Source organism: Secundilactobacillus hailunensis, from assembly GCF_005405185.1.
Taxonomy (GTDB): domain Bacteria; phylum Bacillota; class Bacilli; order Lactobacillales; family Lactobacillaceae; genus Secundilactobacillus; species Secundilactobacillus hailunensis.
On record NZ_BJDO01000001.1, the window covers coordinates 1 to 13919 of the forward strand.

12 protein-coding genes are annotated in these 13919 nt (G+C 40.3%); 2 read left to right on the plus strand and 10 right to left on the minus strand.

Annotated elements, in window-relative coordinates:
- Positions 1–364: 364 nt before the first annotated feature.
- From FFM73_RS00005 to FFM73_RS00035, 7 genes are all read right to left on the minus strand, one after another.
- The gene (locus tag FFM73_RS00005) at positions 365–1591 is read right to left on the minus strand and encodes a serine hydrolase domain-containing protein (RefSeq protein WP_235874412.1); all 1227 of its coding nucleotides are present in this window, start codon (positions 1589–1591) and stop codon (positions 365–367) included.
- Positions 1592–1799: 208 nt separating this feature from the next.
- On the minus strand, positions 1800–2936 hold the full coding sequence (locus tag FFM73_RS00010) for a serine hydrolase domain-containing protein (RefSeq protein ID WP_137629756.1): 1137 nt from the start codon (positions 2934–2936) through the stop codon (positions 1800–1802).
- Between the two features lie 155 nt (positions 2937–3091).
- Entirely contained in the window at positions 3092–4342 is a 1251-nt protein-coding gene (gene dltD, locus FFM73_RS00015) for a D-alanyl-lipoteichoic acid biosynthesis protein DltD (protein WP_137629757.1), read from the minus strand.
- Complete coding sequence (gene dltC, locus FFM73_RS00020) at positions 4339–4572, minus strand: D-alanine--poly(phosphoribitol) ligase subunit DltC (RefSeq protein WP_137629758.1); 234 nt, start codon at positions 4570–4572, stop codon at positions 4339–4341. Before dltC ends, dltD begins: the two co-directional genes overlap by 4 nt.
- 21 nt (positions 4573–4593) lie before the next feature.
- A complete protein-coding gene (gene dltB, locus FFM73_RS00025) occupies positions 4594–5808 on the minus strand; it encodes a D-alanyl-lipoteichoic acid biosynthesis protein DltB (RefSeq protein ID WP_137629759.1) in 1215 nt (404 codons plus the stop codon).
- Positions 5801–7297: a D-alanine--poly(phosphoribitol) ligase subunit DltA gene (gene dltA, locus FFM73_RS00030; protein ID WP_137629760.1), complete on the minus strand. Its 1497-nt coding sequence runs from the start codon at positions 7295–7297 to the stop codon at positions 5801–5803. Before dltA ends, dltB begins: the two co-directional genes overlap by 8 nt.
- A gap of 25 nt (positions 7298–7322) precedes the next feature.
- Entirely contained in the window at positions 7323–7508 is a 186-nt protein-coding gene (locus FFM73_RS00035) for a teichoic acid D-Ala incorporation-associated protein DltX (protein ID WP_137629761.1), read from the minus strand.
- A gap of 584 nt (positions 7509–8092) precedes the next feature.
- Between FFM73_RS00035 and FFM73_RS13150 the strand changes: the two genes are divergently transcribed.
- Entirely contained in the window at positions 8093–8257 is a 165-nt protein-coding gene (locus FFM73_RS13150) for an IS3 family transposase (RefSeq protein ID WP_137629762.1), read from the plus strand.
- 105 nt (positions 8258–8362) lie between these two features.
- Here the strand turns inward: FFM73_RS13150 and FFM73_RS00045 are convergent, their stop codons facing one another.
- Positions 8363–9109 (minus strand): SDR family NAD(P)-dependent oxidoreductase, encoded by a 747-nt coding sequence (locus tag FFM73_RS00045; RefSeq protein WP_137629763.1) that lies wholly within the window; start codon positions 9107–9109, stop codon positions 8363–8365.
- A 589-nt stretch (positions 9110–9698) separates the two neighbouring features.
- Here FFM73_RS00045 and FFM73_RS00050 point away from each other — a divergent pair.
- Positions 9699–11648 carry a glycosyltransferase-like membrane protein gene (locus tag FFM73_RS00050; RefSeq protein ID WP_137629764.1) on the plus strand — a complete coding sequence of 650 codons (1950 nt, stop codon included), beginning with the start codon at positions 9699–9701 and terminating at the stop codon, positions 11646–11648.
- Positions 11649–11838: 190 nt separating this feature from the next.
- On the opposite strand, the gene FFM73_RS00055 is transcribed toward FFM73_RS00050, so the two are convergent.
- Both FFM73_RS00055 and FFM73_RS00060 read right to left on the minus strand, forming a co-directional pair.
- Positions 11839–12564 (minus strand): SDR family NAD(P)-dependent oxidoreductase, encoded by a 726-nt coding sequence (locus tag FFM73_RS00055; RefSeq protein WP_137629765.1) that lies wholly within the window; start codon positions 12562–12564, stop codon positions 11839–11841.
- A gap of 95 nt (positions 12565–12659) precedes the next feature.
- Entirely contained in the window at positions 12660–13760 is a 1101-nt protein-coding gene (locus FFM73_RS00060; RefSeq protein WP_137629766.1) for an NADH-dependent flavin oxidoreductase, read from the minus strand.
- Positions 13761–13919: the final 159 nt, after the last annotated feature.

The following is a 13919-nucleotide window of genomic DNA, read 5'->3' on the forward strand; positions in this document are numbered from 1 at the left end:
CTTTCCCAAAAGAAGCGCAATTGGAGGCTTGTTTACCGTGGAATTATGAACCTGATCAGCAATTAGTAACTGAATGAAATACAAAAACGGACTAACTCAAATATGAGGAAGTCCGTTTTGTGTTTCAATACGTCCGGTTATAGTGTGCTTACTGTTAAAGCCTACAAAGACGGTCTTTGAAGAGTCAAAAATAATCATCACTCCAATCGGAATGATGATTATTTTCAATACATTGATTTTAATGCTAAAGATGTGATTTCGATTTGAACTAATCAACCCCAATTACCAAGTAACCGCGCCGCATTCTTGGGTAAAAGTCCCGTTAGCATCGTTCTTAGGGTCACTGACCATATTCAAATAAATCCTAATAGTCCGCCGCAATCTGATACATTAAATAAACAAAGTCTCCTTGGCTAAGATTATTTCTTAATGGTGACTGATTACTAAACACAACTGCAACGTGGTAATTATTCTTGCTGCTATCGTAACCAGTATGGTACCCCTGGCCACTAAATGAACCATTATTATAGACTTCACCTGGACGGCTAACGAATAAGCCGCCAGAATAATGGCTGCCGTAGCTAAGAAATTGCTGATACTGTTGCTTAGTCAAAATGACGCCGTTTTGAAGCGATAGAACAAACTTCAAATAATCGGTGGGTGTGGTGAGTATATTCCCAGCACCAACGATGGCTGATGCTCTAGGAAAAGATAACACATTTGGATCCATATAATTAGCCTTTCCCTTGAGAGTATAAGATTCTGCCAGTTTATTAGTTAAATGAATTGGCTTATCTTCTACCAAGATCGATTCGTGCATGCCAGCCTTACTAAAAATACGCGTTTCAACGTTAGACATGTAGGACTTGCCGGTAACTTTAGCAATAATTCCAGCTAAGAGTACAAAGTTATCATCGCTATAATGATAACCTGGATGCAAGTTTACTTTCATGACTTTTATAGCCAAATCAACCGCTTGCTGCTCGTTTAAGCTCTGACGTGGAAATTGTTCACTATTGCTGATTCCAGAGGTCATACTTAGAAGTTGTTTAATTGTAATCTGCTTACTGTTAGCTACTTGCGGATAATATTTGCTTAATTGTGTGTTAGCAGCAATCTTTCTTTGGCTGATCAGTTGTTCAATAATGACACCCGTGATTGCCTTTTGCAGTGATGCCAGCGGGTATACCACGGTGCCATCACTACTATTACTCAGTTTATTAGTGATACTGGCATACCCTGTATTGATAACAGTTGGGGTTGTTCCGCCTGCCGGAATTAACGCGACCGATCCTAAGAAACCAGCATTTTGCATGGTTCCTTGTGCGACATTTTTGAAAGACGTCGGCTTAATACCATGAATGTGCATCCAGCCTAGATATTTATTAAAATAACGTAATTTTACGTACGACCCTGTTTTGGTGGTCTTGGTCTGCATCACGCGAACATAATCATCGCGATAATTACTGCCGTTTGCATCACGGGTTTTCGTGCTCCGACTGGTATTATACGGTCCATCATTGTAAATCGCATAACCACTACCCAGCTGATTGATAATTTGTGCATCGTAGTGTCGGTTACTCGTTTTCAAAACACGGTTGTAACTTGCACTGGCCCTTTGGCAACCTCCAAGCATTTCCGCACACACGATAGTCACGACAACCGTTAAGAGTTTACAAGAAAAATCCAGACTCCTATGCATAAACAAGAACCCTTTCCTCTCTAAATTAATGATTCGTTGGGATTTAATCCTTTTCAACACAGTTCACAACTAGATTATGCTTCAAATACTAGTGATCTTAACTCAACATCCGATTAAAAAGCCGTTGCGCAACTGGTAATATCGGTTCTCCTGGGCGGTAATCATTTGATAATAGAATCACACCGGATTTACCATCATGCGTCAGTAACCCAGCCGATTCATAGCCATAGCCTACACCATGTAAACGCACGCCATTCAACTGATTATACACACCTCCACCGTAACTTGAAAAACTCCCTGGACGGTGAAGTATTCTGATATTCTTCTTTGAGACGATTTTGCCACGCAATAACTGCTGTTCGGCTTTAAATAGATTACTACTCGTCATGTAGATATCGCCAGTCCCCAGTTCCGTACTAATTGATGCTTGGGACTCTTTAAATGCTCGGAAGTAACTCGAACGGGTTTGCGCCTTTGAATGGTAGCGATAGCCATTCGTTTTAAACTGATTATGGGACCAATCTTGCACAAAACCCGTATGAGTCAAGTGCATGGGTTGCTGAATTGTTTTGGCAAAATTATTGACATACGATTGTCGCGTCAAGCGCTGTACGATTCCTGCTAGTAAGACATAATTAACCGCGTCATACTTCCATGACCCTAATTTATTGGGGCGACTTTTGACATGTTTAACTGCATAACGCACGATTCCAGATTCACTTAGGACCGTTTTGGCCTTCTTTTTCATTGAAAGTCCAGAAGTCATGTCTAATAAATTACGAATTTGAATCGCATGTGCATTGTGAATTTTGGGGTAAAAATTTGATAGTTTTGTCTTCATGCTGAGCCGATTTTGTTGGATCAATTTCATAATCATGGCAGCCGTTAACGTTTTTTGAATCGAGAGGATTTGATACTCAGATTGATTGGTATTTAATTTCTTTTTAGCATAGTTCGCATAGCCAAACGATTGTTGATAAATTGGATGGTTATTTTTGACAACTAGAGCAGTACCAACAAAATGATGTGAAACGAGTTCTCGTGTAATCCGATTATCTGTTGTATTGGAAGAATGTTGTGTTGCAGTTGGCTTCCGACTTTTTTCAGGTAATTTAGATTGTTGCTTTATTTCCGATACATTGTTTCTGGTTTGATGCCAATAATAAGCTGACCCAATAACGCCTAAGCCAAATAAAACCAGAAAAGAACTGATTATTCTCTTTCTCATATTCATTTGTTTCTGAATCTCCTTGACATTATAGTCAATAATTTCTTCAAAAATATACTGAACTCGCTAAAACGCTTCATAACCGGATCTAGTCACATAACCAATCTTTGTCAGAAAAATAGCGCGCTCAGAATGATTAAAAGTGTGACATATCTAGCCCGTTATTTAACGATTTTTTCCTGCCAATTCTTTGAAAAGTAGTAACGATTAATCTGATAATGTGGTGTTCTTTGACGTTTTGCAATGAACGGCTGTGCAGCTTGATCAACCGCTAACCACCCACGCCACCCTAGATGGATGCTATCCTGCATAAAATAATTGATATTCCCATCTTGAGTTAAATCAAGTACATTATTAAAACCTTGACTATTTAATTGTTGTTTAATTTTGTGACTAGTCGACATCAACATCTGCTGCGATAGTCCCGTATACTTTGCCCATTTGGCATTGACTGGCGGAATGATGAACAAAACATCAGTATTAGTCTGTTTAAACTGATTTAGCATAAGCTCAAAATCACTGTATTCGGGAGATTGTCGATAATCAAGGTTGACCTGACAATTTTTCAGCGTTTTAATTTTGCCACGTAACTTTTTACGATATAGATTGTTTTCAATCTGAAGTTGATTGGAATTGGTGTTTCTTTTCCCCATCGCTCCGGCTAATCGGTTAATCTTCGTAAATGAATAACTCTGAGGAAGTTTTTTTGTCCCGTTATTTAGCCGTCTCATCTTATTTTTTACAATAAACGCCGAAAAGAAATGGTCTTCACCGTGTAATACCTTTAAGCGTAACTGCAAGTAACGGCGTTGATTAGCTGACAATTGCTCACCGTTTGCAATTCGTAAAGTAGCTTTTCCCATCATACTAGTACGGTGAAAAGCGTTCATTTTGAGAAGTCGTTTTGCCGCATATTGATCTGCTTGGGTGTTCTTCGCTTTTAATAACCACTGAGCCGTTGCTAAAGGCGAATAATAAGCTGAAAAGGCTGCAGGTATTTGACCTTTTTTTGTAAACCACTGGGGCGAAACGACGACGACTGCTTTCTTATTTTTAAGTTGTGACGTCATGTCCTGCATCGCAAAATAGTGAGTCAATGATTGTGTCCCTGCCTTACCTAATAAGAATGGGCGTTTTGACCAATGATACTTCTTTGCGACGACACTTGGATGAGTCATATCCAACCGAGAAAGTTCAGATGACCCGAAAAAGGGAACGTAACCGTTCTTTAGTGCGGCTGTTTTGATAGCTTGTCCTTTTAACACATTATTCGACTGTGACAAAGAGGCCTTTTCGAGCCCTGAGGCACTATATGATCCAGCTTTGTACGGATAAATTAGTAATAAGCATGACATAATTATCGCTACCAAAACTGGCCCAATGGTTAATCCAAGTTGATGACGATGTTTCATTGTAAGCTTTCCACCTTTGAAATAATTTTGTTCGGTGTTTCCCATTCCGAACGATTGAATTCTGAAATTGGGATTGAAATGCCAAATTGTTCTTCTAACTCCATAACTAATTGAACGGTGGCCATAGAATCAAGCAGGCTATTCTCATAAAGATTGGTATCCATTTGACCGCTTAAATCTTGACCTGTTAGTTCCTTTAAGATGTTAAGTACCTTTTGTGTATTGTTCATAATGCAATTCCTCCAATTATTTTATTTGAACCATAATGTATTTAAAAATCCTGAGAAAATTAAGAAGCTAAAACAAACTGTGTTAAACGTTAAAAATATAGCAATCCCTTCCGTGAACATGTTGTGTTTAATCAGATTAGGATGGGCTTTTTTATATCTAAGCCAGTAATCATTGATAATGATGGCGGTTGCGTGAAATAGCCCATAAACAATGTAATACCACGTTACGCCGTGCCAGAATCCCATGATCAAAAAGTTAAGGAGATACGCTACTTGGGACACTCGAATACGATTTTTAATGAGTCGCTTTTTCATGATAAAGAATGTGACGCGCATAAAAACAAAGTCTCTAAACCAGAAAGATAACGACATATGCCACCGATTCCAAAAATCTTTAATGTTGTGCGATCTAAATGGTGCATTAAAGTTTTCCGGTGTTTTAATACCTAAGAAATAACTAATCCCAATTGCAAACAAACTATAACCCGCAAAGTCGAAGAAAAGGTACATGCTGTAAACGTACATATATTCGACCAAATGCAGTGAAAGTCCAGTTCCAAAAAATGCATGGCGTTCTAGTAGAGCAACGTGTGCAATCCGTGGCAGCAACCAGGTTCCAAAAAAGTATCCAAGAATAAACTTATAAACAAAGCCTTTGAATATATACTGTACCCCACGATCGACCATTACCAAGTATGCATCTCTGCTTAATACTTGCTGTTCATCCGCTTGGAATCGTTTAAACCGATCAATCGGTCCTGAAGACACCGTCGGAAAAAACAGAAGAAATCTTACAAAATCTCGAACACGAATTTCTTTAATGGTTCCATCTCGAAGTTCCATCAGAACTTGTACGGTTTTAAACGTTAGATAACTAATTCCTAAAAAGCCAAACAAAGAAAGCTGAGAGGACGGAAAAATTGGTGCTAACTTAACAATTACTAAGGGGAAAATACTGAGGATAATCATCGATAAAAACATCGCAGTTGAGTTATGACGCTTACGATAGGCTTTGTAAATTTGAACTAATAGTTGTTGAAAAATGATATAAGCTGCTAGTGCAATACCTTGGTGCCATTTAATACCACCAAAAGTAATCAATAGGAAACTAAATGTCCAGATTGCTTCATACACTTTCAACCTTTTTCCGAAATATAAACCGATCATTGCTGGCAGTAGTGTGCCAATTAAAAGAATAAAATACGCCGGATTCGTGTATGGTTGTAGGTTAATCATGACCATTAACCTCAGTAATCAAAGTTTTTACGTCGATTTTACCGTTAGCACTCAACGGTAATTTGTCCCGAAAGCTAAACCGTTGCGGGATCATATAGGGCATTACTAACTTACCTAAAGCGTCTTTTATTTGATTGGTGTAAGCCAAAGTATTGTCGGTGGATTGCTTTGGTGACACAATTCCAATGAGTTGCAGAACTTTTCCTCTGTTATCATATTTGGGTACTACTACACCTTGTTTGATCAGTGAAAGTTGAGAAAGATAGTGATTGATTTCTTCCAATTCAATTCGATAACCATTTAATTTAATTTGGAAATCGGTTCTACCACTATAAAATAGCAATTTGTCACTGTAGTAACCTAAATCACCGCTTTTATAGGCACGATGGCCATTTAAATCGATAAAAGCTGCTGTTGTTTTTTCTGGGTTATTCAGATATCCTTTTGAAACACTTGGTCCTACAATGATAAGTTCGCCTTTTTCATTATGTTCTGATTCAATCACAATCGAAGTATCAGACTTCACATAGCCAATAGGTAATCGGGAATATTTTTTTAGGATATCAGTAGTTATTTCGACACTTGTCACCGCTACGGTAGTTTCCGTTGGCCCATAGGTATTGTAGACGTGTGCTAGTGGGAACCGCTGTTTTAACTTTTCAGCCGTGGCATGTGAGAGTTCTTCACCGCAAAATAGGAAAGTATCCAATTGTGGGAATGCTTCTGCAGTGAAATTAGGATCGACTAAACAGATATCGATCAGTGATGGTGTTGAAATCCAACTATTCAGTGCCAGCTTCGGAAGCAAAGTAAACATCGACATGAAGTTATCGGTAATTTTTTTGGGTAATACTTTCAACGTGCCACCACATACAAGAGTTGGATAAATTGCCATAACTGATAAATCAAATGAAAATGAAGGCTGCAGTAAAACATTTTGCCTATTAAAATTAAATGATTGCGTCATCCATTCAACAAAACTTAGCAAGTTCTGATGGGTAATTTGGACGCCCTTAGGTTTTCCTGTTGTGCCTGATGTAAATAGGATGTAGAAATTATCATTTAAGGCGAGTTCTTCTTTTTTTGTATCGTTGGAAGAAGTGATATATATTTCGTGTAGCTCTTTCAAACGAAGTAAGGGAACCTTAGTTTCTAATGGGAAGGGTTCAATGCTAATAATCAGTCCAGGATTGGCAGTCTCGATGATCGAAGCCAGTCGCTGCTGAGACGAGTGGGCATCTACAGGGATGTATGCGTGTCCCGATTTAGCGACACCAAGAAACGACACTAACATGTCAAAAGTTTGACCGCCATAGACCATCACCGGCACATCTTTATTTAAATTCAAGTGTTTAATAGCTGTCGCCATGCGTCCTGACCAAGTTGACAGTTCTTGATAAGTATTTTGGATTCCTAGATAATCAAATGCTACTGCGTTAGGATGCGACTTTGATACTTGATCAATTGTTTCCAAAATGTTTTTGTTCATTATAAACACCTCTTAATTTTAATTTTTAAAATTCATTATAAATAAAATGTCCACCATTGATGCCACTGTAATCGTAAAGGTATACCAAGGTTAAAATGATGATGATATAGCCAGCGGTTCTTAAGATGAACTGGATGCCAACACCATGGCACATAAGCCAAGTCTTGACTAATTGGCATCTTTTCTTGAAATTACTTTTGCCAATTAACATAAAAATGCCTCCTGTCTGAGTTTTTACTTAGTCTACCCCAGTATCAGAAGTGGGACTACCTATAAAAAATAAACCTAAACTGAAAAAAATTTAGTATTGAAATACGTTTTATTTATTTAACAATTAACATTAACAGTTTAAATAACAGCACTAAAACACAAGAAGCGTCCCGACATTGATGTCAAAACGCTTCATACTAGCTGTTATCTAAAGGCTGAAAGTACAAAAACAGACCGAGTCTTTACTACAAAAAGCATGTGGTATCAAATATTAGTGCTTTTAGATTTATTAGGCATTACCCAGCAGCCTCGCCAAGTTGCTGGGGAATGCCTTTTTGAATTCATTGAAAATGGTATCAAGAACTGCGGTCAATATTTCGAATCGTGCACCTTGACCAGTTATTGTTTCTAGTAACCAGTCTAAGACTTGGGCAACCTCAATATCGGGTAATGCATAGTAATCAAGGGTCAGCTCATACCAGTAAAACGTACAACACTGTCTTAGCTGCTAATAGGGTTCAGCAAGTACATCACGGTGCCGGAACCCCCGGTAACAATAGTTCAATGGAGTCATTTTGAAGTCATATGAAAGATGAGTTTTTCAACTTCCATCAGGCGACCACTAGAACTGAACTAATTAACTTGATTAATCAGTATATTCATTGGTATAGCACCAAATGTCTACAACAAACACTAAACGGCATGACCCCGGAAGAATACCGAAATCATGCCGTTCAAAACTGCGCATAAATCTTTAATTATTTGGTTGTCCACTTGACCTGTGCCAAGCCACTGTACCTTTTTAACTTTCAACTTTTAGTTAATGTTAAAGATGCAATTTCAGTTCGAATCTAATTACCAAGCAACTTTGCCGCCTTCTTGAGTAAAGGTCCCGTTAGCATCGTTCTTGGGATCACTGGCCATTTCAATTCCGCGACGGGCACCATCACTGACTGACTGTGCGCCATGTTCTTCAAAGGACTTCTTATTTACTAAATCAGTTGCAGTCATACCAGGATCTACCGAGTTCACAGTGATACTGGTTCCTTCAAGCTCTTTAGCAAAGGACACAGTAATCCAGTTAACGGCACTCTTAGAAGCGGAGTAGCCAAATGAATTCAAGTGGTAGAACAATGAATCTGGATTCATAGCAGCGGTTAACGACCCCATTTCGCTGGAAACGTTCAGAATCTTACCAAATGGTGCTTTCTTTAATAATGGTAAAGCGGCTTGAATCATAGCGGTCGTCCCTAAGAAATTGGTATCAAAGACTTTTCGCAAAAATGCGAGTGAAGTTTCTGAGGGTTTCTTTGGTGCACCACCAGAAATGCCAGCGTTGTTAAACAGAATGTTCAGGTAGCCAAATTTCTTTTCGATTGCTGCCATGGTGCTATCAATCGTACTTTGATCAGTAATGTCACAGTGAACTAAATCAACCGCGATTCCTTCGGCGCTTAAGTCTGCTTGCGTCTTTTTACCGGCTTCCATGTCATAGGCACCGATAAAAATGTGCTGGCCTTTTTTACCTAATTGTTCAGCGTATTCACGACCTAGCCCTTTTTCAGCACCAGTAATTAAAGTAACAATTGTCTCTTTTGACATTATGCATTCCTCCGACTTTTTTAGATTCACAAATTACATTTAGGCAGGCTAAATGCAACATTAAATTGTAATGACTAATACTCCAAAAGCAGTGACGACTTGCAAAACTCTAGCGGTTATCCGGTCATAGTAGCGCTCAAAGAGATAACTAGGTAGATAATCTTGCTCAATTCATAACTTGATAAGTTAAATAAAATGTATCAATATGCCATTTTGAGTCGTTTAGCATCACTTTTTTGCGTATTAGAACTTACACCATAGAGCTTATCACGAAAATATGTGGCTGGCAACATTAATTATGTAGCCGGCGCCACTTTTTAAATTTATAGTTCTTATGCATTACCCGTATGGGGAGCCTTGGTATCTAGTATAAAATAACTAATTTTGCGTTACTGAACCATTGAACACATGCTAGTAACTTTGCCATAAGAAATTGCTCACCAATTCTGAATTTTTTTCATTTTTTATTCAGTTTTACCCCGTTGAACAGTGTGATATCAATTGTTTATACTGTCTATATGTCCAAATTTGGGGGTGTAAGTTACCTAAAATTTGGTCTTTGAATTCAGAAAAATGAGGATCGATAAAGATGAAGTTAATTCGTGATTTACACTGGTTTCAAGCACTAATCATTGCCGGCATAATTACTCTGGCAATTGCCGCGCCTGTGATTTTTCCGCATGTTACAATGATACAACGAGCTGGCTTGGGGTTTGGTGGACTAATCGTTGCAGGTATCCTCATTGGCACTGCTCATTGGCTTCAGCACCAATCGGCACGTACGCAACGGTGGGTACTGACGGGCCTATTAATAACCATTGGCATTCTTCAGGTAGGTTTAGCCATTTTTTTTGTTGACGCTGGCGCAGCAGACTCATTTATCGTGAAGAACCAGTCAGTTATGCTGGCCAGTCACCTTACAACGCACTGGAACTCCTATTTTCAGGTCTACAGCAACAATAATAACCTGGTGTTACTGCAAACGGCCCTGTTGAAAATCTGTTACTGGCTTGGATTAACTGCACCCTGGCGATTACTCAACCTCCTGCGCTTTTTATGGTTAGATACTGCATTGTGGGCGGGGCTCACTATTCTTAAAACGTGGCACCGCGAATCCTTAAGACCACTATTTGCCGGTATGTGGCTGTTGACGATTCCCCTTTTCTTTTTTGGCTTATTTTTGTATTCTGACCCACTCGTTATGCCGATTCCAATCGTCACACTGGCACTGTGGCAGCAAAGTCGCCGGCATACTGGTTGGGCACGCTATGGATTGGATGCCCTGTTAGTTAGTGAACTTTCCATTGGGGTACTCATTAAACCGAATATGATCGTTATCTTGATTGCTTTTATCGTCATGCTAGGATATGGTTGGTTTAGACGAATAACGGCAACTAAAACGGTCCTTGTTCTCGGGTTAGCTTGTATTTTAGCGTGCGGCGGTGGCAGTTTAATTGCCAAAAATGCTGCTAAGCAGGCTGGTTATCAGGCTGATTCGAACCTTGCCCTACCTTCCACTAGCTGGATCGCCATGAGCTGGAATCCAGCTACTAATGGTGAATATACTTTCCAGGATGCCTATCAGGAACGTCTATTGCCAACAAAACAGCAAAAGGCAGCTCATGCTAAACAACTGCTTCAAAAACGAATCATAAAATTAGGTCCTACCGGTGTTACCAAACACCTGATCAAAAAAAGTGATGCCTTTTTGTCGGCTGGAACGTTTGGCGGCTTCTATTTGACAAATCAATGGCAGACCGCACCACACTGGTTTCTTGCATCAAAAGAAGCCATTAATTACCGTCTGTCAGTCATTTCACAGATTCTTTATATTGGCGTGTTGTTAGTGGCACTGCTGTTTTTTGCAACACCAATGCTCTTTTGGGAAAACAGTTTTCTATCGCTTGGTCTTCTTGGACTAATGAGTTTTCACATTATCTTTTGGGAAGTTGAACCACGCTACGCCCTACCGTTACTACCGCTATTTTTACTTTGGGGGGCACTCGGTACCCAACAAGTACCCGCTTTAGCCGCCCATGTTCATTGGCGACTGCCGAAATACACGTTACCAGTACTGACCGGTATCGGTCTGGTAATTGGCGGTATTGGCCTCACTAGTTTTCAAAAAACGACTCACTTACGGAATGTTGCGGAGCAATCAGACGGCAAATACTATAATAACTACCAGCTCCGTCTTAGACCGGGTCAGTCAGTGACTTCACGCATTCGCGTTACTGTTCCAAGTTCCGCAATCATCTTGCAACTCAGTCAGCATTCACGAACGCCAGTAGCAGTAAAACTGTATCGCAACGGTAAGCTTGCGGCACACGTAGCTGGACCCGCTAACCTGAGTAATCAGCTTCGATATCACCGTACTGCAAACGGATTATTTACGGTTAAAGTAGCCAATATTGGACACCGTAACGTACCTTTAGGTGTGGCTAAGAGCGCGTTTTTAATCAATCAGGAACCGCTAGCCAGGCATAAAAATCTTTACCTGCGTTACCACGTACTGCTAGGTCAAATCGCACATTACTAATATCAACACAAGCGAAACAAAATAAATATAAATCAATTTTTTTAGAACCCTGAATTATCAAATCGAATGCAACACTAATAACCTATTCTCATAATTAGTCTTGTAGTGACTATAAATCAGGAGGTTAAAATAAGGCATACCGATTCTGCTTATTACAAGCAGAATCGGTATGCCTTATTAAATATCATTATTAATGACCCACAATGACCTTTTTAACTAATTTCACCCCACCAAAGCGCACCACAGTTTTACCCTGATGATTATGGTGATCGAGAATTAATTTAACCACGGAACCAGCTCCATCTTCAACGGTCCGCATGAAGCGGTTATCCATATGGTTATTCAAGTCGGTAGTCACACCGCCTGGAACGGCACCAAAAATTTCTACGGGAATATGCTGGGCTTTAAAACTGTTTCCAAACATCATGGTCATTTGGTTAAGGGCTGACTTGCTGACACAGTAAGCAAACGGATGAAAGAACCGGTTACCAGTAGCTGGAATGGTCATATTGACGATTCGACCGTGATTTTTCGCTAAAATTGGTGTAAATGACTTGATCAATTCAAAGTTGCCGGTGACATTGACGTCTAACGTTGCTTGCAGATCAGAAGTCTTAGTATCCATCGGTTCAGCACTCATATCACCGGGAATACCAGCGTTATTGACCAGTACCTTCAGCTCTGGATGAGTTTTAGCGATGTTAGTCGCCGCGAAGTGGATCGTTTCATAATCATTGAGGTCGATTGGCATCCATTCCACGACAATGCCTTCTTCCTGTAATTTTTGCACTGCGGTCAGTCCACGCTGCTTATTCCGTGCACCTAACAGAATCGTCCAGCCCTTTTTACCGAGCTGACGGGCAATTTCAAAACCGATGCCCTTATTGGCACCAGTGATTAATACTGTATCTGACATTTTAAGTCCCTCTTTACTGAAAGATAATCGTAATTCTAGTTTAACACGCCACAACTGATGCACTACAGCTTAAAAGTTACATACAAATTAAGAATCTAGTAACGTTGAACTAAGAATTGATACAGCGGATGCGTAAACTGGGTGTATTGAATGGCATCAGCAAAGTTGCCAGTGACCATATCGGCGTCATGACCCGTGATTAATTTTTGAACCCAGGTTGGATCAACTAACAGTTGCTGGCCAACTGCCGCAAACTCTGCGTGCTTTAGCAACCTCTCAACATCCGAACGGGTCCGCACCCCGCCAACACCAATCAGTGGTTTACGACCAGCAATGTGTTCATGTAAGTAAGCCAGAATTGATTTTTCCTGGTAGGTTTTGGTCCGTGAGACCCGGTCAAATTTATCCAATGAGACGTGCAGATAGTCTAGCGGCCTTTGCAGTAGCTGATCAACTAGATAAAAGGTATCGTCTAAACTAATACCCGGGGTTGTGAACTCTTCAGGCGAGAACCGGTAGCCAACAACAAATGGCCGGTCAGCATATTGGTCAACTGCGGTAAATACGCTGTCTAAAACCTGCTTGATAAACGTAAAGCGTTTCTCCCGGGTACCGTCGTATTCATCGGTTCGCCGATTGGAATGCGGTGAATAGAATTGCTGCAGCAAATATAAATTGGCACCGTGCAGTTCGACGCCATCAAAACCGGCTTCAATGGCCCGTTTAGTTGCTTGACCAAAGGCGTCAATCGTTTCGTGAATTTCGGCTAACGTCATAGTTCTGGGAGTGGCTGTTTTGGGTGAACCATCACGGTGCTGTCCCGCAACAGCACTGGCACAGAGCGCCTGCTGCCCGTTTAACGCATCCGAACGACTCATACGGCCAGCATGAAAAATTTGAACAAACGCCTTGGCCCCCTGCGCCTGAATTGCACTGGCCAATTTGGTCAGCCCTAGTAGATCGTCATCATGAGCGATACTGAGCTCGCCAGCCCAGCCTTTACCCATGTCAGTGACGTTGGCAGCACCGGTGATTACCGCACCAACACCGTGTGAGCGCTCAGCGTAGTAATTGATTTCGTCACTAGTAATTGTGCCATCATAGAAGCTCTGTAAAGTCGTCATTGGGGGCATGACCAGTCGATTCTTAACTGTCACACCCGATTGAAATGTAAATGGTTCCTGATAATTTGTCATGATATTCTCCTATTCATAATAGCGATGTTCATTAGCTATTAATTATTTAAGTCCAGCTTAATTGGTGCATGATTAGCCCGTTCTGAATGACCGACGAGTGCGGCATTTAAACTATCGATATTTCATGAAATAATTTGCATCTGCTTTTTCTCCCCGGAT

Excerpts from the sequence above, each read along its gene's own strand:
- FFM73_RS00010 (WP_137629756.1), bottom strand. The coding sequence starts at position 2,936 with ATGAATATGAGAAAGAGAATAATCAGTTCTTTTCTGGTTTTATTTGGC.
- dltD (WP_137629757.1), bottom strand. The coding sequence starts at position 4,342 with ATGAAACATCGTCATCAACTTGGATTAACCATTGGGCCAGTTTTGGTA.
- dltC (WP_137629758.1), bottom strand. The coding sequence starts at position 4,572 with ATGAACAATACACAAAAGGTACTTAACATCTTAAAGGAACTAACAGGT.
- dltB (WP_137629759.1), bottom strand. The coding sequence starts at position 5,808 with ATGATTAACCTACAACCATACACGAATCCGGCGTATTTTATTCTTTTA.
- dltA (WP_137629760.1), bottom strand. The coding sequence starts at position 7,297 with ATGAACAAAAACATTTTGGAAACAATTGATCAAGTATCAAAGTCGCAT.
- FFM73_RS00035 (WP_137629761.1), bottom strand. The coding sequence starts at position 7,508 with ATGTTAATTGGCAAAAGTAATTTCAAGAAAAGATGCCAATTAGTCAAG.
- FFM73_RS13150 (WP_137629762.1), top strand. The coding sequence starts at position 8,093 with ATGAAAGATGAGTTTTTCAACTTCCATCAGGCGACCACTAGAACTGAA.
- FFM73_RS00045 (WP_137629763.1), bottom strand. The coding sequence starts at position 9,109 with ATGTCAAAAGAGACAATTGTTACTTTAATTACTGGTGCTGAAAAAGGG.
- FFM73_RS00050 (WP_137629764.1), top strand. The coding sequence starts at position 9,699 with ATGAAGTTAATTCGTGATTTACACTGGTTTCAAGCACTAATCATTGCC.
- FFM73_RS00055 (WP_137629765.1), bottom strand. The coding sequence starts at position 12,564 with ATGTCAGATACAGTATTAATCACTGGTGCCAATAAGGGCATCGGTTTT.
- FFM73_RS00060 (WP_137629766.1), bottom strand. The coding sequence starts at position 13,760 with ATGACAAATTATCAGGAACCATTTACATTTCAATCGGGTGTGACAGTT.